Genomic DNA, 17,912 nt, shown 5'->3' on the forward strand with positions numbered 1-17,912 from the left:
TGTCGAGATGACGGAAGTCCGGTTTTACTCACTTTATGCCTACCCACTTATTTAATAGCCTGCATCTTATTTAATAACCTGCACCCATTTTCCTGCTTCTGTTGCACTTATATTGTTGTTATACATTGCCTCACATTGTACAGCCGATAAATAATACCTGCCAATATAAGATGCATTTAAAAGCACTTTATAAATAACCGCTTCATTCTCACGCAGATTAAAATATGTAAACACACGATCATCTCTAATATCCCTGTAAGTATATGGCGATGAAGCAATGATGCTTTCATTGTCATTTACGCGGGTATTAATGATTTCCCATCCCGATGGGAAGATCTGTGTCAGTGCCATTTGCTCATAATATCCACTCTTACCCGGATTTTTAACAACAACTTCGGCATAAAAGTCTGTGCCTTGTTTCAAAGTAGTAGGATCCAGCACCTTGCCATTAAGCAATTTATAGCTGATACTCATGTCCAATAGATCAGGGTTATTCGGTTGGAAATTATTTTGTCCGGCCGAAGGTTGTCCCTGTAAAATTAAACGGGCAAACAACACCCTGTCGCTGGTATTGGTAACAGCCACATTGCCTTTAAACGCCAGTGGCGTGCTAACGATGTACTGGTTTGAATTTACATTGCCTTTTTTACCATCAATAGTATAGCTGTATTTAAGGTTATTTGATGATGAATTTACACCACAGAACTTAGCGATACCCAATAAACTGTAAGCAGTCGTTTGTGTGCTGTACCAATCATCTTTACCTAGTCTGGCTGCTACCGACTGCAATAACTGCGCTGCTGTGCCTTTACGGCCCWAYANSGWYRSTSTTYCNNYMKTAKCWTGGCCTCATCTCTTAAATCAGAACCATAAGTGCCGCCTAGCTGATTGTAAGGTTTTATTTCAGTAGGTAAATCTTTTATTAGTTTATTAGCTGCATCCGCTTGTCCGGCAAGTTTGTATGCAGCAGCTAAACGCCATTTTGCAGATACAGAAAGGTACTCAAATGCCCTTAATCTGTTCATTGCTGCTATTTCTGGTCGTTTAGCCAACGCAAGCACATATAACCTGTACGATTGAGAAAGATCACCGCCATAGAAATTACTGCTATTTGGTGCCCAGTTATTGGCTTTTGTTTTTAAATAACGAACTAGTTCATCAATCATTCCTACTGGGAGGGTATATCCAGCATTTTGCGATTCCACAAGGAAATGACCTGCATAATTGGTTCCCCATTCGTCCGACATACCTTCGCCCGGCCAGTAACTCAAACCGCCATCGGTAGTCTGGAAGCCTTTTAACCTGTTAATACCCGCTTTTATGTTTCGCTCTGTATTAGCCTTTTGCTGCTCATTTAAAGCGGTTAATTGATTAAGGAATAACTGAGGGAACACACCGGAAGTAGTTTGCTCTACACAACCATGCGGATATTGCATCAGATAACTTAAGCGCTTTTTAAGATTGATAGGAGGTATAGATGAAAGCTCAATAGACCCTGAATTTGTACCAGCCATACCAATAGGCTTATAGTTTAACGACCAGTTGGCACCCGGTTCAACTACCGCCGATACCACATTGGTAACAAACGGATTAGGGTTACGGATATCCATTTCTACATCATAAACAGCTTTCTCAGCACCGCTTTGTGCAATGATCTTAACCTTGGCAATACCTGTAACTTCAGGAGCCTTGATTTCGAAATAAGCCATCTGTTCGCCTGGTTGTTTAAATCCAAGCTGTTGTGTTTTATTGCCAACTACCTGTAAATTCTGTGCCTGTAACTGTACGGTTACGTTTTTAAGATTGTTTTCTGTAGCAAATACGGTTGCGGGTAAAGTAAAGCTTTCGCCCGGACCAATAACACGTGGCAAAGTAGCCAGCAGCATTAAAGGTTTTTTTACCTGCACAGATTTCTCTGCAAAGCCGTAAGCACCATCTTGTCCGGCAACCACCATTGCTCTTACTGCGCCAATATATTGCGGAAGCGTAAAATTATGGGTTTTGCTTTCGCCTTTACCCAATGCAAAAGGACCAAGGTATTTAACCACAGGTACAAACCTGTTGGCCTTTGCCGGATTTAGATTCTTGTTGATACTACCATCACCACCAATACTTAAAATACGTTCCAGATTGCCGCCCCATGCACCAAGAACATAATCGAACAGATCCCATGTTTTAACACCCAAACCTTCGCGTGCATAAAATGCGCTATGCGGATCAGGAGTTTTAAATCTGGTCAGGTCAAGCAAACCTTCATCTACAATGGCTATTGTATAAGTCATGGACTTACCATGTTGCTCGGCAACGGTAATGCTGTTCTCAGTTTCAGGCTTAATCTTGTCGGCCATTTTAATTACCGGTTTCAAGATCGTTTCAGGATCTTCAATAAGCAATGGAATAGCTCCGTACATCCTTATTGGCAAATCATTTACCGTTTGGGCATGTGGCTGAAGTAAAGTAACCACAGCGAATACGTTAGGTGCCATGTTCTTTTCGGCCTTAAAGGTAAATTGTGTTTGGCCTGCTTTAGTTTCTGTCCAGAAGGTTTTTAATACCCTGCTACCGTTTTCTATGGAGATTAAAGCTCTGCCGCCTTTACCCGATGGAATGGTTAATACCACGTTTTCGCCAACATTAAACTTGGTTTTATTGGCGGTAAACGAGAGCATAGAAGCCTCGGTAGGGTTGTTGGCCTGCTCACGCTGTGCCCAGCCTGGCCAGTCAACATATACAGATTTACCGGTTACGTGACCGCCATTTACATCGCGTACCAAAATCAGATAGCGACCCCATTCCGGCTCATCTATTCTTAAATTCCAGCTTCCTTTACCGTTTGATAAAGTGATGCTTTCTTTTTTAACGAGTTTATTATAAGAGTTTTGAGTAAAGTTAGCATAGGAGTTCTGATCGTCCTGATCCCACCACCAGCGCCATTGTACTTTGTACAATTCAACCTCAACAGTTTTGCCACCTTGTACCAGTTTACCATTCCTGTCTACATTAACAATATTCACTTTATGATCTTTGCCAGTTACCAGCATTCCGCTTAGCTTCTCACCATCAGGGGTTTTAATACCATAATAGTTGTTGTAAACATGGTAAGGGATGCTAAAGTTATCAATACTGAAATTACCACCTGCTTCAAATACTTTTGTGGTAAAGTTTGCCTTAAGCATACCCGGAGCAGTATTGTTTTCATTTAAGCTGGTATTTACAACGGCAGCTCCATTCTCATTTAGTGTACCTTCGAATATGGTTTTTACCTGCGACTGGAACACTACAGTAGGATTGTCAAAAGTATACTCATCAAAACCTTTAAAGGTAGTTTTCATAGTATTCAGGTTCACATCAACCTTGGCCTTAAGGTTTTTACCTACAGAACCAAATAGCCAGTTTGCCGAAAGCGTAGCTGATGATGCACCGCCAACACCTAGATAAGTAGCATTACCGATATTGAAATTTATCTTTAGCCTGTTAGGCATAACGGTTTCAACCTTAATGGTTTTGCTGAAAACTGCACCACCTGCTTTTACCTTAGCAAGCCAGTTTCCGGTAGGGGCAGTATTTTCTGTAGCCGTTTTAAAAGCATAGAATCCATTTAATGGTTTACCATTGATGATCCTTTTAATTAATTGTCCCTGAGGATTATATAGTTCGAAAGTAACCGGATATCCGCCTGGCAGTTTCTTTAATTTATCTTCAAGAATAAAGGATATAAATATAGAATCGCCAGGTCTCCAAACACCGCGTTCTCCATAAATGTAACCTTTCAATCCATTCTGTACCACATCGCCGCCAACATCAAAGCGACTTAATGGAAGTGAACTGCCATCATCCATTTTCAGATAGCCACGTTCATCGCCATTTTTTGCGATCAGTAAGAATGGTTTTCTTTTAAGATCAAAGGTAGCCATACCATCGCCATCTGTTTTAACCGTGTGGATGATCTGACGCTGGTAATCCAGTAGTTCTAAGGTAACACCGCTCATTGGTTTAGCTGTAAGCAGATCTGTGGTTACAACAAGCATACTGTTGTCGTTACCACGCTTGGCAATAATACCAATGTTAGATGCCATTACGTTTCTGCTGGCCCATTTATCATTGGTATAATAGGATGGGGTACAAGGGTTATCACGATCTTCCCATCTGTAATTATTTGGATAGTAACTGTTGTAACGCTCCCAGAACTCATCGTCCTCATCAATCTTTTCGCCATAACCACGATAGCCGTCTTCATCAGAAGTTTCTTCATCGTTGGTTACTTCAGCACATTTAAATACATTGTATTCATTTCTGAAACCGATTGTAATGCGGTACATGGCACCAGGTTCAGTTTTAATCAGCTTATCCAGATCCAGGGTAAAACGGTTCTTTTTATGCAGATTAAGCGCTTTATCTTCATCTAAACGAATTGTTTTTTGTACCACAGGTTTACCAACGCGCCGAATTTCACCTCCATCTTTATAGCTGTTGGTTTGGAAAAACTGCGGGATATTATTTTCATAGATTTTGATAACCGTAACATCAACAGCCTTTAAATTGGTTGCTTCGAAAGGCAATACCAGTTTACCTGAATTTGGAAGTATGGTACCACTGCCGGCAATAACAACCGAAGGCAGTTTGTTTTCAAAAACGATATTGGCGGTTTTTCCCGCTCCAAGTTTCTTTCCGTTGATATTTTCGATGCCGGAATTTACCGTAAAAGAATAATTGCCCTCTAAAGCCAGGGCCGAGTAGACCTTTACCTGACTACCATCGATGGTAAATCTTAAATCAGATAAACCGCTTAAAGAAATTAAACCGGCCAGATCCTGAGCCACGCCCACTGGTTCAGAAAGCTGTACTAAGGCATAATCTTCGAGATCTTGTACTGCTTTCATGTCTAGTACTTTAAATATGCCTTTGGCAGGAACTGCAACGTTTTGCTCGCCCTTGCTGTCTGCATTAATGGCTTCGCCAGACCATTTTAAAGTTAATTTTGTATCCTGACCAGCTTTTTTAATACTATCTATCGTAAAAGCGGAGGTATTTTTTTCTGGATTATGCTGCCATTTAACTTTTAAAGTTTGTGGAAAGTTAAGGGTTAATGCTTTTTCAATTGCCTTTGGGTCTTCCTGATCGGAGGTAGTAATCTCACCCTTAAGCTTCATATAATCAAGAGAAGTATTATTTTGCGATACCAAACCATCCTGAGTTAAATTCATGCCGGGTTTAATTACTCTAAATCCGAACTCAAATTCTTCAAGGTCCTTTTCTGTTTCGGTAACCTTGCTTAAATCGAAATTGGCCTCATAGGTTTCTCCTGATTTTAAAGGCTCATCAGGTCTGAATTCAACGGTTTGTTCGTCGATCCAGTAAGCTTTTCCTTTTACAGAAGGGGAGAAGCTGAACAAATCTCGGGTGTCGGCAACGCCTACATCGCTCATTGTTTTTACTTCACTTGCTAAATGTACCCTGATAAAACTCTTTTTAGAGATGGTTCCAGAGGTGTAAGCTTCTATATATTTAGAATACTTTTGGTTGTAGTCCTTAGGTTTTTCTTTTTTAAAAAAGAAAAACGATGCAATTCCAGCTAGGAGAAAAGCAGTAACGCCAATAATAAGAGGTTTTTTATTCCTTTGGAAAAAGGAAKARMRARMYKMTTNNATWANYRSMGWTAYTKCWTWWTAAGATGTGTACGAAAATCAACAAAAATCATCGGAAACGAAAATAATTGTTATCAACAGAAGAAAAATCCTGTGGGAATGCTTGCGGGTAGCTATTTAATCATTACACCCGGCATATTAACCAGGGGTACACGGATTAAGTTTTCATCTACAATACTTTCAGGAAGGAAAATGAACTTTTTATCGTAGATAACTCCGTTAATGTAATAGCTTAGCCAGTACTCGTTTGTTAAGCCAAATACTTCTGTATCAATAGCTTCTACGCCTGCAAAAGATTTAGGTTTAATGTCGCCCAGGAAGTGTCTTAATACAGATGTTTTTACCAGTTTACCGTCCTTTTCTCCGTAACCCTTAGAGCTGATTAGTACGTTGTCAAGAGGGATATCTTTAAGGTTGATCAGGTAAACTGTCCAGTTTTTTACTTCCGGACTTTCGTTTATTAGCACTACGGCCATTGCAACATCTTCAACTATATTTTCAGGAAGGTCTTTTTTCATGTTAAATATACTATTGGGCAATCCTTTTTATGCAAGTCGTTTTTATTACAGTCGTCATCTCGAACCTCGTGAGAGATCTTTTGAACTATATCTAAACAAGAGACCTCTCACGACGTTCTAGATGAAGGTAAGTCTTCTATATACCTACTTCTTCGCTACTGCTTTCTTTTTTGCCGGAGCTTTTTTAGTTGCTATCTTCTTTGCAGTCGTACCAGTTTTCTTTGCTGCAGCTTTCTTGGTTTTAGGTTCAAAAGCATTAGGCACTTGTTCAACAATCAATTTTTTAACCTCATCTAAAGAAACTACTTCTAATTCCTCTTGAGTATACTTATCATTGGTAGCCGGGTTTTTACGTAGTTTAAGCATCTCTTTGCCGAACCGGATAAACGGACCCCATCTGCCATTTTCTATTGCAATCTTTTCTTCAGCCCATTGCTGTATAAACCTGTTAGCTTCTTTTTCTAATTTTTTACCAATCAGTTCTTCAATGTCTGATTGTTTTAGATTATCAAAATTATAAGCTTTAGGAACATTGATAAACAAATCGTTCCATTTAATAAACGGACCAAATCTGCCTTTCCCTTTGGTAACAGGTAAATTCTGGTAATGAGCAACAGGAGCATCGGCAGTAATTTTTTCGCCAATAATCTCTATAGCGCGATCCCTGTCGATAGATAAAGGATCTTCATTTTTAGGAACAGAAATGTAAGCATCGCCCCATTTAACATACGGACCAAAACGACCTACACCAACAGAAACCTCTTTACCTTCATAATCTTCGAGTTGAAAAGGTAATTTAAACTGCTCTAAAGCACTTTCTAAAGTAACTGTTGCAACAGATTGCGATTTAGATAAGCTCGCATAACGAGGTTTTTCTTCGTCGTCATTCTGACCAATTTGAACCAACGGGCCAAATTTACCGACCTTAGCATATACATTTTTACCACTTACCGGATCAATACCCAATAAACGTTCGCCATTCGCTCTGTCAGCTGTTTCTAAAGTAGTTTCAACCTCAATATGGAAAGGGGTATAGAAGGAGTGAAGCATTTTTGTCCATTCCTGTAAACCCTGCGCAATCTCATCAAATTCCTTTTCTACGTTGGCAGTAAAGTTAAAATCTACGATTCCTTTGAAGTGTTCAACTAGGAAGTCATTCACAACTTCACCTATATCTGTAGGGAATAACTTGCCTTTTTCGGCACCTGTTATTTCCGTTTTAATTTGCTTTCTAACAGAACCATTGTTTAAAACAATAGAACTGAATGAACGTTGACGGCCGTCGCGATCTTCCTTAACCACATAACCGCGGTTTTGGATGGTCGAAATTGTTGGCGCGTAAGTAGATGGTCTGCCTATACCAAGCTCTTCCAGTTTTTTAACCAAACTAGCCTCAGTATATCTTGCTGGTGGTCTGGAGAAACGCTCAGTTGCATTCATCTCTTTTAAAGTCAATTCCTGACCTCTTACCAATGGCGGCAACATGCTGTTACYWTCYGNNMWWCTTNMACATCATCATCATCACTAGATTCAAGGTAAACCTTTAAGAAACCATCAAATTTCAAAACCTCCCCCTCAGCAATTAAATTCTCTTTACGAGTACTGATGCCAATTTGAGCAGTTGTTTTTTCAAACAAAGCCTCACTCATTTGCGAAGCTATGGCGCGTTTCCAGATCAACTCATATAAACGTTGTTCAGAGCTGTCGCCCGGTACGGTATGATGATTAAAATAAGTAGGGCGGATCGCCTCGTGAGCCTCTTGTGCACCTGCAGATTTAGTTTTATATACCCTTAAGTGGTGATATTTATCACCATAAGCAGATTTTATTTCGCTTGCAGCAGCCTGTAATGCGGTTTCAGATAAGTTCACTGAATCGGTACGCATATAGGTGATTCGCCCACTTTCATATAGCCTTTGAGCAATCTGCATTGTTCTTGAAACTGAGTAACCCAGTTTGCGGGATGCCTCTTGCTGTAGGGTAGAGGTGGTAAAAGGAGCTGCAGGATTACGTTTTGCAGGTTTTGTTTCTAAGCTATCAACCGAGAAACCAGCGCTGATACAGTCATTTAAAAATTGTTCTGCATCTGCCTCTTTTTCAAAGCGCTGAGGGAGTTCTGCTTTTACAATTTCCTTGCCTTTTCCGGTAGAGAACTGTGCTGTTATTTTAAATGCTGCTGAAGCATTAAATTTATTTACTTCTCGTTCTCTGTCTACAATTAAACGAACCGCTACCGATTGTACACGACCAGCAGAAAGTGATGGTTTAATTTTTTTCCACAAAACGGGAGAAAGCTCAAAACCCACTAATCTGTCGAGCACACGACGAGCTTGTTGCGCATGAACCAGATTATAATCAATTGTACGTGGTGTTTCAATAGCCTTTAATATAGCAGGCTTAGTGATTTCGTGAAAAACAATACGTTTTGTTTTGGCTTCTTTAAGTCCTAAAGTTTCGAAAAGGTGCCAAGAAATTGCTTCTCCCTCCCGGTCCTCATCGGATGCTAACCATACCATTTCGGCTTCCTTAGCTAGTTTTCTTAATTCGGCAACAACCTGCTTTTTATCTGATGGAACTTCATAGGTCTGGGCAAAATTATTAGAGATATCAATCCCCATATCCCCCTTAATTAAGTCACGAATGTGACCGTAACTAGATTTAACAAGGAAATCTTTGCCCAAATACCCTTCAATGGTTTTCGCTTTCGCAGGTGACTCAACTATTAGTAAATTCTTCGCCATTCAGAACGTTTTTCTGCAAATAAAGCTATAAATAAGCCTAATTTCAAAATCCGATCTAATTTTTCTAACAAATTTATTTAAAAATGACCTGTTTTACCTGATTATGAGCAATGGTAGTAATGCCACTTTTAGGGCGTTAAATTAACTCGTCCGGTGTATATGCTGTCAGAAAGATTTTACTTAAATAATATAATTATCTATTTTTTTTGTGCTTAACTTCGTAGGTATAAAAAAACTTAAAACCATGAATACAATACTCATCCTGTTAAGCCTTTTGTTTACGCCTCCAGCTAAAAGCGTTTATGATTTTTCTTTTAAAACCATTGATGGTAAGGAAATTAAGCTTTCAAAATTTAAGGGTAAGAAAATCCTTATTGTGAATACAGCTTCTAAATGCGGTTTTACGCCTCAGTATGAAGACCTTGAAAAACTACAAAAACAATATGGTAAAAATGTAGTTTTAATAGGTTTCCCAGCGGGTAATTTTGGTGGTCAGGAATTGGCTACAAATAGCGAAATCAAAGAATTTTGTACAGGAAAATATAATGTTACTTTCTTGTTGTCAGAAAAAAGCAGTGTTAAAGGAGATGATATCAGTCCTTTATTTAAATATTTAACCAGTCAGGAAAACCCTGATTTTATAGGTGATATTCAATGGAACTTTGAAAAGTTCCTGATTAATGAAAAAGGTCAATTAGTACACCGCTTCCGTTCTAAAGTTAAACCTTTAGATGAATCGATTACAAAGAATTTGTAGGAATTCGTTATAGTTTCCCGTCACGACGGGGCGCGTAAAACAAAGTAAATAACACAGCCTGTATCTAAACCTGGATACAGGCTGTGTTATTTAACGCTATTATCACTATATTTTTACACCATATTCTAATGTTTGCCGTATTTTTGTACCAAAATAAATATGGATCATATCAAATCATTCCGGAATTATTTAGCACTATCAGTTGTCCTTTTGGCAGCGTCCTGCTCATCAGGATACAAACTGTTAAAGGCCAATCGTGCAGAATACAATGTTAATAAGGATCTTGCGGTAGACAGCTCTATTATTAAAACCTATTTACCCTATAAAGTTCAGCTAGATGCTGAAATGAATAAAGTAATTGGTCATTCGGCAGCGCAGATGTCTAAAAAAAGCAGCGATACCTTACCTGAAAGTTTGCTTAGCAATTTCTTTTCTGATGCTGTTTTGGAGCAGGCACTTAAATATGATCAGAATATTGATTTCGCACTGCCATCTACAAAAGGAGGCTTACGGGTAGATTTTCCTAAGGGCAACGTTACCGTTTCAAACGTATTTGAGCTGATGCCTTTTGAAAACCAGCTTATTGTTTTTACGTTAAAAGGCACTGATGTTCAACAGGTACTGGATTATATCGCTGCTACTAACGGACAGCCCGTTGCGCGTTTACAAATGAAGATAGTAGATAAGAAACCTGTAGATGTACTGGTAAACGGTGGACCGTTTGATGTAAACAAAACCTATCGCGTACTTACGTCTGATTATATTGGTGGGGGTGGCGATAATGTTCCTGCATTTAAAAATGCAACAGATAAAAAGGTTATAGGCCTTAAAATACGCGATGCATTAATGAATTACGTTAAAGAAACTGAGGCCGCAGGGAAAACAATTAATCCAAAATTAGATGGAAGAATTACTAAAAACTAACCGCAGAGACTTTCTCAGAACTGGTGGTATTGCAGCAGCAGCACTTGCGTTAAATTTAAACGCGTTTGAAGCAGAGGCGGCTGGAGGGGTAGCAAAGCTTACCATTTTGCATACTAACGATGTTCATAGCAGGGTAGAACCTTTTCCTATTGATGGATCTAAATATGAAGGATTGGGTGGTACAGCAAGACGATCGGCCCTGATCAAAAAGATAAGAAGCGAAGAGAAAAACTTGTTGCTGTTTGATGCTGGTGATATTTTCCAAGGTACGCCATACTTCAATAAGTTTGGTGGTGAGCTTGAAATTAAGCTAATGACCGCAATGGGTTATGATGCGGCAACAATGGGTAACCATGATTTTGATAATGGTATGGAGGGGTTCTATAAGCAATTGCCTCATGCCAACTTTCCTATTTTATGTAGTAATTACGACTTCTCTAATACAATACTAAATAAATCGACCCTTCCGTATAAGATATTTAAAAAGGATGGGTTAAAGATTGGCGTTTTTGGGCTTGGCGTGGAATTGCATGGTCTCGTTGATGAAAAAAATTATGGCGATGCGGTTTACCTGGACCCAATTGAAAAGGCTAATGAAATAGCTGATGTATTAAAGAATGACTTTACGTGCGATCTAGTAATTTGCTTGTCTCACTTGGGTTACAAATATAATACTGATAAAGTATCCGATCAGATATTGGCGAAAAACAATAGGAGTATCGACCTTATAATTGGTGGGCATACGCATACTTTTATGGATCAGCCAGAAGATGTACAGAATTTAAGTGGAGCAATAACTACTATAAATCAGGTGGGTTTTGCCGGTATTAACCTGGGCAGAGTAGATTATTATTTTGAAAGATATAAGGGTAAAAAGGTGAAAACGGCTTCGCCTTATTTGATCTCTAATGAATTGGACGCGTAGCATCTATCTGTATATCTATAATCGGTATTTTTCCTAAAGAGAAATCATATTCCTCTGATAGTTTAATGTGTATCTATTTTTTTACTGATATTTACGCTATTTTTAATTTTTTCCGCAAAAATGGCGTTAAAATTGAGAGTGAGAACACACACAAACTTGAACCAAATGAAAAAAGCAATCCTATTTATGGCAGCCTTTGCCATGTTAGCTTCGTGCAAGAAAAAATCTGAAGAAATCGTAATTGAAGAGAAATTATCCCCAGATATTGAACTGGTAGTTAAGGGAGCAACGGAAGAAACTCAACCCTTATATCAACCATCTGAAACCTATAATTTTTTAGGATTTGGATATGATGCTACAGATAAGTTCAACAACCAGGCTTCTATAAGAGCAAGTGTAGTTGATGTTGAAGCTTATACTGCTAGCGGTTCTAGAATTAACATAAGTAGAGCGGGAGAGGGTTCATGGAGACCTATCCAGGCTGAAAATGCTGTAGATTTATCAGAAATATTTTCCAATTGGTTTCAACACACTAAAGGTTTGAGACTTTTTGGAAATACTATAGAGAAGGCATTCCCTGGAACAGTTGTTACTGATAAAAAGTATGGCTATGGATACTATCACTTTTACTGGGTTTTGAAAAGTTTCAAGTTTAGTGATTGGCAACCCGTAAATAATTTTTTAACATCTGATTTTAAGAGAGATATTACTTTGTTAAACGCTCAGGAGCTGGTTCATAAATATGGAACACATGTTCTGAAAGGGTTGAAAATGGGTTCAAAATTTGATGTCGTTTATCAGGCTGAAGCTAAGGATGAAAATAAAGGATCAATCATTATGGAGGGATTACGCTATGCAATAAAACGCACATTTGGCTTACCGACGAATCATTTTGACGATGTTAACTTACGGAACTTAAATGCAAATTCTTCGGCTCAGATCTATTTTAGCGCTACTGGCGGTGATATAAGCAAATTGAAAATTGAAACCATAAATAATAGGCAGATAGTGAATATTACAAATTGGCTTTCGACTACTACAGAGGATAATGCACAATTTATTTTTGCTTATGACAATGGTTTGGTACCCCTTGATAGCTTTATTGATGATAGCGTAAAAAAAGCTAAGGTAAAATCTTATCTCGAAGAATATTTTGCCGCTAAAGCGGTTAAATTGACAAACTAAATTCATGGGGCAAATCTAAGGCCCTGAGAATCTAGGATTCAAAAAGTAAGCTCGTCATCTCGACGATAGGAGAGATCTCTTGAATGAAGCTCAGGCAAGAGATATCCCTATCATCGAGGTGACGGTGCAAGTTAGCCCAGCATCTAGCTTACATTAAAAAACCACCGCCTAACAGGTCGTTTCCTTCATAGAAAACTGCTGATTGGCCGGGTGCAATTGCTGATACATTGTGGTCGAATACTACGCGCATTTTGTCTTTTTCCTGAACAATAGTGCTTAACATACCTGCATCTTTATATCTAATTTTAGTAACCACGTTATCCATTGGTTCTAAAATATTTCCGTATTTTACCAGGTTAACGTTGCGTACCAGAGCTTCGTTTCTTTCCAGATCTTCGGCTCTTCCAAGTACCACGGTGTTACTTTCGGGCATAATTTGGGTTACAAACATTGGCTCGCCGAAGGCAATTCCAAGTCCTTTACGTTGGCCAATGGTGTAAAAAGGGTAGCCTTTGTGCTGACCAACTACCATTCCGTCTTTAGTGATGAAGTTACCACCAGCAACTCTGTCTTCTAAATCTTCAACTTTATGTTTTAAGAAAGCACGGTAATCATTATCAGGTACAAAACAGATCTCGTAGCTTTCACTTTTCTTAGCTAGTTCTTCCTGTCCCATATCTAAAGCCATTTGTCTGATATCAGATTTGGCAAAAGAGCCCAAAGGGAATTGTGTCCGTGCAAGGTTTTCCTGAGAAACTCCCCACAGTACATATGATTGGTCTTTGTTTTCGTCTTTTCCTTTAGAGATCACGTAACGACCGCTATCTTGTTGTCTGATGTTTGCGTAATGCCCTGTTGCAATAAATTCGCAATCCAGTTTGTTGGCACGTTTTAATAGTGCTTCCCATTTGATGTGGGTGTTGCACAATACACATGGGTTTGGAGTACGGCCGGCAAGGTATTCATCAACAAAATTATCGATTACAGAATCACCAAACTCGTCGCGTATATCAAGGATGTAATGTGGGAAGCCATAGTTTACGGCAAGTGTGCGGGCATCGTTTATGCTATCCAAACTGCAACAACCTGTTTCCTTACTGCTGCTGCCTGATGTGGCATAGTCCCATGTTTTCATGGTAAGCCCAATAACTTCATAACCTTGTTCGTGTAGCATCACTGCTGCTACTGAACTGTCGACACCACCACTCATGGCGACTAATATTCTTCCTCTTTTACTCATGTTATTTAATACTGCCTCGGGTTCAAAGCCCGGTGATTAGAAATAAGGTGCAAAAGTAAGTGATTTTAATGGGAATTTTTTAATCGGGACGTCAGTCTGTTGTCATAGTAAAATTAAGTGATCTGTTTTCGGGCTGGAACAAATTGCGCTGAAGGGGGCAAATGGTTCCTAGGCCCTCTTCCCGACACTGAATTTTAGTCGAATTGGGAGGAGTGGGATAACGGTATGGTTAGGTGGTGAGAAATATTTTGGTCAAACGTTATAGCAGGACTAAAAAAGCTGTTTTTTGTATGATTTTTTTATACCTTAGACAATCATAAAAAAATAGAACTAAAGTTAAATATGAAAAAACTCCTCCTGTACTGCTGTTTATCGGCCCCGGTGCTTGTAAATGCACAGCAAAACCTGGTAAAATATGTGAAACCAATTATTGGAACACAAAAAATGGGACATACTTATCCAGGGGCTACGGTTCCTTTTGGATCTGTTCAGCTAAGCCCAGATACAGATACTTTGTCGTACGAATTAAACGGCAAGTATAATGGCGATGTTTATAAGTATTGCGCGGGGTACAAGTATGAGGATAAGACGATTGTAGGGTTTAGCCACACACATTTTAGTGGAACAGGCCACTCTGATCTTGGAGATTTCCTGATTATGCCGACGCAAGGAAAGTTGCAATTAAACCCGGGTACTGCTGATGATCCTAAATCGGGTTTTAGATCAGCATTTTCTCATGATAATGAGGCTGCTGAGGCTGGATATTATAAGGTTAAACTAGACGATGACAATATTTTAGCTGAACTTACCGCAACAAATAGGGTAGGTATGCATCAGTATACATTTCCAAAGTCTGATGAATCGCATATTATACTGGATCTGATGTCGGGCATTTATAACTATGACGACAAAACGGTGTGGACTTTTGTGCGTGTGGTAAATGATACTTTAATTACGGGTTACAGACAGACTAATGGTTGGGCACGTACACGTACCGTGTATTTTGCTATGTCATTTTCTAAACCATTTGTTTCTTATGGACAAAAGAATTTCGATAAACCTCAGACCTATAAAGGTTTCTGGAGAAAGTTTGACCAGACTAAAAACTTCCCTGATATAGCTGGACGGCGTATCAGAATGTACTTTGATTTTAAAACTGAAGAGCAGGAAAAGATCAAGGTAAAGTTCGCGTTATCACCGGTTAGTCAGGCTAATGCATTGGAAAACATGCAGGCAGAGACTCAGGGTTGGGATTTTGATAAGGTAAAACAGCAGGCACAGGCTGAATGGAATAAGGAGCTTAATAAAATCAAAATTGATGCTTCAGAAGATGATAAGACAAATTTTTATACTGCAATGTATCATGCATTTATCAATCCAACAAACTATAGCGATGTAAACGGAGAATATAAAGGGTTGGATCAGAACGTACATAAAGCTGATGGCTTTAATAACTACACGACGTTCTCTTTGTGGGATACTTATCGCGCTTTGCATCCGTTCCTGAACATTATGCAGCCTGCCAGAAACAACGATATCGTAAAATCTATGATGGCTCATTATGATCAGAGTGCGCTTAAAATGCTTCCGATATGGTCTCATTATGCAAATGACAACTGGTGTATGAGTGGTTACCACAGCGTTTCTGTTTTAACGGATGCAATTATTAAAGGGGTATATAATGGTGATGCTAACAAGGCATTGGATGCTTGTATCACGACGGCTAATCACCGCGACTACGAGGGCATAGGTGATTACATTGATTTGGGTTACATTCCTGCAGAGCGCAGCGGAACGTCGGTTTCAAATACATTAGAGTATGCATATGATGATTGGTGTATTGCTCAGCTGGCTAAAAAGTTAAACAGAACGGATGTTTATGATGAATTTACCAAACGTTCTGGCAACTGGAAAAATGTGTTTGATAAGTCTATAGGTTTTATGAGACCCAAAATGGCTGATGGTTCGTTCAAAAAGGAATTTGATGCGTTAAGTACTCATGGCCAAGGATTTATTGAGGGTAACACATGGAACTACAGTTTCTTTGTACCTCAGGATCCTAAAGCTTTAATTGAGCAAATGGGTGGCAATAAAAAGGTTGGATTAAGGTTAGATTCTTTGTTTTCTATGCATCTTCCTGATGAGTTTTTTGCCGAAACGGAGGATATTACAAGAGAAGGTATTATTGGTGGATATGTGCATGGTAATGAGCCTGCTCACCATGTGGCTTATTTATACAATTGGATTGGACAGCCCTGGAAAACACAGGAAAAGATACGTATGATTTTGAAAATGCAGTATAAACCAACACCTGATGGGCTTGGTGGTAATGATGATTGCGGACAAATGAGTGCGTGGTACATGTTTTCTTCTTTAGGATTTTATCCTGTATCTCCGGGATCTGAGGATTATTCTTTAGGAAGCCCGGCAGTTAAAAACGCGGTGCTAACACTTGAAAATGGAAAAACATTCACCGTTGAGGCTTTAAACCAAAGTGATAAGAATGTATATGTTCAGAAGGTTTTGTTAAATGGAAAACAACTTGCTGGAACTACGATAAAGCATTCCGATATTACAGGTGGCGGTAAGTTGACGTTTTATATGACATCTAAACCGGTTAAGAAATAGGGGTTTAAATAATTCTAAACAGAAAAGGCCGATATCGGCCTTTTCTGTTTAATCAGTGAATTCGTTTCTAAACAAACGCAGGTACATCAGATCTTGGATCATTGCCCTGAATTTGATTTCTTCTTATATCCGATATTTCGGTTGGCTTTTTGATTATTTTTTTGTTTAAACCACTTGCTGCATTATACAGCAGGATACTTCCCAGCGCTACTTCTTCTATACCAGTAAACGGATGTTGACGAATATTTCTGATTCCCTTTTGTAAGATATATACACCCGCAATTACAGAGATCAGTCTTTTTCCGGTATTTAAATCTTTCGCTTCGTAACCAGCAAGCGAAGTATTTACCACAGATAGCACGAATCTCTCTTTTATTTTCCCAAACATATTATTCTTAATTTAATTCTATTGACCAAACATTTCTATTGAATGTACATTAATCATACCGAATGAACATTGGACGCATTATTTTTGTTTGATTATTTTCTCTAAAACCATTTTTATCGCCTTGTCTACAACTGCCGCCGGATTTTCACTGAATTCGAAATTAACCCGGCTTGCAAGTATTGCATTTACTGACAGGGCTTTATGACCTAAAGCTTTTGCCAACGCATAAATTCCTGCGGTTTCCATTTCTAAGTTAGTAATTCTATAGTTACTATACTGAAAATTATTTAATAAATTGATAAAATCAGGTACGGCATTCTTAGCTCTTACCTGCCTGCCTTGTGGCGCATAGAAACCCGGAGCGGTTACGGTGATTCCTTTTTCCATATCACTTCCTATCGTGTTCAGCAGTGTATTGTCGGCTGCTGTAAGGTAGGGAGTAATGCCTTTAATATGCGAAAATCGTGATTTAAAGGCGTCTAAAATACTATGTTCATCGCCAGATAGCTCATGAATGTAGTACTGCATTAAGGCATCCAGTCCCAGTCCGAAAGAAGAGGCAAGTATAGTCCCCATTGGAATGTCGGGCTGTATCGTACCTGATGTGCCTATGCGAATAATGTCTAATGAGGTTAATTCTTTTTTAACTTCCCGCTTTTCAAAATCAATGTTTACAAGGGCATCAAGTTCATTAAAAACAATATCGATGTTATCTGTTCCAATGCCTGTAGAAATTACGGTAATGCGTTTTTTATCTAAATAACCTGTATGGGTTATAAATTCACGTTTTCCTTTTTTAAGCTCTATGCTGTCGAAATGTTTTGAAACTTCGGAAACCCTGTCAGGGTCACCAACAGTAATTATTGTCTGAGCCAAATCTTCTGGCAGTAGGTTCAGGTGGTAGATGGTACCATCCTGATTAATAATCAGGTCTGCTTCTGATATTTTATTTCCCATATGA

10 protein-coding genes and 2 pseudogenes are annotated in these 17,912 nt (G+C 38.9%); 5 read left to right on the forward strand and 7 right to left on the reverse strand.

What is annotated here, in order from left to right; all coding sequences use genetic code 11:
* Window positions 1–66: 66 nt before the first annotated feature.
* From N824_RS34155 to topA, 4 genes and pseudogenes are all read right to left on the reverse strand, one after another.
* Entirely contained in the window at window positions 67–789 is a 723-nt protein-coding gene (locus N824_RS34155; RefSeq protein ID WP_235207089.1) for a hypothetical protein, read from the reverse strand.
* Window positions 777–5,426, reverse strand: a pseudogene (locus N824_RS11675) (alpha-2-macroglobulin). Before N824_RS11675 ends, N824_RS34155 begins: the two are co-directional and overlap by 13 nt.
* 332 nt (window positions 5,427–5,758) lie before the next feature.
* The gene (locus tag N824_RS11680) at window positions 5,759–6,163 is read right to left on the reverse strand and encodes a hypothetical protein (protein ID WP_048905341.1); all 405 of its coding nucleotides are present in this window, start codon (window positions 6,161–6,163) and stop codon (window positions 5,759–5,761) included.
* Between the two features lie 144 nt (window positions 6,164–6,307).
* Window positions 6,308–8,904: pseudogene (gene topA / locus N824_RS11685) on the reverse strand (type I DNA topoisomerase).
* A gap of 244 nt (window positions 8,905–9,148) precedes the next feature.
* Between topA and N824_RS11690 the strand changes: the two are divergent.
* The 4 genes from N824_RS11690 to N824_RS11705 all read left to right on the forward strand — a co-directional run bounded on the left by N824_RS11690 (window position 9,149) and on the right by N824_RS11705 (window position 12,695).
* A complete protein-coding gene (locus N824_RS11690) occupies window positions 9,149–9,661 on the forward strand; it encodes a glutathione peroxidase (RefSeq protein WP_048905342.1) in 513 nt (170 codons plus the stop codon).
* 159 nt (window positions 9,662–9,820) lie between these two features.
* A complete protein-coding gene (locus N824_RS11695) occupies window positions 9,821–10,585 on the forward strand; it encodes a 5'-nucleotidase C-terminal domain-containing protein (RefSeq protein WP_084498286.1) in 765 nt (254 codons plus the stop codon).
* A complete protein-coding gene (locus tag N824_RS11700; RefSeq protein ID WP_048905343.1) occupies window positions 10,563–11,510 on the forward strand; it encodes a bifunctional UDP-sugar hydrolase/5'-nucleotidase in 948 nt (315 codons plus the stop codon). Before N824_RS11695 ends, N824_RS11700 begins: the two co-directional genes overlap by 23 nt.
* A 165-nt stretch (window positions 11,511–11,675) precedes the next feature.
* Window positions 11,676–12,695 (forward strand): MAC/perforin domain-containing protein, encoded by a 1,020-nt coding sequence (locus tag N824_RS11705; RefSeq protein ID WP_048905344.1) that lies wholly within the window; start codon window positions 11,676–11,678, stop codon window positions 12,693–12,695.
* 148 nt (window positions 12,696–12,843) lie between these two features.
* Here N824_RS11705 and mnmA read toward each other — a convergent pair whose 3' ends face one another.
* Entirely contained in the window at window positions 12,844–13,935 is a 1,092-nt protein-coding gene (gene mnmA, locus N824_RS11710) for a tRNA 2-thiouridine(34) synthase MnmA (protein ID WP_048905345.1), read from the reverse strand.
* A gap of 342 nt (window positions 13,936–14,277) precedes the next feature.
* Here mnmA and N824_RS11715 point away from each other — a divergent pair, with 342 nt between their 5' ends.
* Window positions 14,278–16,563, forward strand: a complete 2,286-nt coding sequence (locus tag N824_RS11715; protein WP_048905346.1) for a GH92 family glycosyl hydrolase — start codon at window positions 14,278–14,280, stop codon at window positions 16,561–16,563.
* A gap of 67 nt (window positions 16,564–16,630) precedes the next feature.
* Here N824_RS11715 and N824_RS11720 read toward each other — a convergent pair whose 3' ends face one another.
* Window positions 16,631–16,951, reverse strand: a complete 321-nt coding sequence (locus N824_RS11720; protein WP_048905347.1) for a hypothetical protein — start codon at window positions 16,949–16,951, stop codon at window positions 16,631–16,633.
* Between the two features lie 78 nt (window positions 16,952–17,029).
* Window positions 17,030–17,908: a nucleoside phosphorylase gene (locus N824_RS11725; RefSeq protein WP_048905348.1), complete on the reverse strand. Its 879-nt coding sequence runs from the start codon at window positions 17,906–17,908 to the stop codon at window positions 17,030–17,032.
* Between the last annotated feature and the right edge of the window lie 4 nt (window positions 17,909–17,912).

The organism is Pedobacter sp. V48 (genome assembly GCF_000523515.1).
Taxonomy (GTDB): domain Bacteria; phylum Bacteroidota; class Bacteroidia; order Sphingobacteriales; family Sphingobacteriaceae; genus Pedobacter.

Bases quoted from the DNA above. Each gene is read 5' to 3' on its own strand.
- N824_RS11705 (WP_048905344.1), top strand. From the start codon at position 11,676: ATGAAAAAAGCAATCCTATTTATGGCAGCCTTTGCCATGTTAGCTTCG.
- N824_RS11680 (WP_048905341.1), bottom strand. From the start codon at position 6,163: ATGAAAAAAGACCTTCCTGAAAATATAGTTGAAGATGTTGCAATGGCC.
- N824_RS11715 (WP_048905346.1), top strand. From the start codon at position 14,278: ATGAAAAAACTCCTCCTGTACTGCTGTTTATCGGCCCCGGTGCTTGTA.
- N824_RS11700 (WP_048905343.1), top strand. From the start codon at position 10,563: ATGGAAGAATTACTAAAAACTAACCGCAGAGACTTTCTCAGAACTGGT.
- N824_RS11690 (WP_048905342.1), top strand. From the start codon at position 9,149: ATGAATACAATACTCATCCTGTTAAGCCTTTTGTTTACGCCTCCAGCT.
- N824_RS11725 (WP_048905348.1), bottom strand. From the start codon at position 17,908: ATGGGAAATAAAATATCAGAAGCAGACCTGATTATTAATCAGGATGGT.
- N824_RS11695 (WP_084498286.1), top strand. From the start codon at position 9,821: ATGGATCATATCAAATCATTCCGGAATTATTTAGCACTATCAGTTGTC.
- mnmA (WP_048905345.1), bottom strand. From the start codon at position 13,935: ATGAGTAAAAGAGGAAGAATATTAGTCGCCATGAGTGGTGGTGTCGAC.
- N824_RS11720 (WP_048905347.1), bottom strand. From the start codon at position 16,951: ATGTTTGGGAAAATAAAAGAGAGATTCGTGCTATCTGTGGTAAATACT.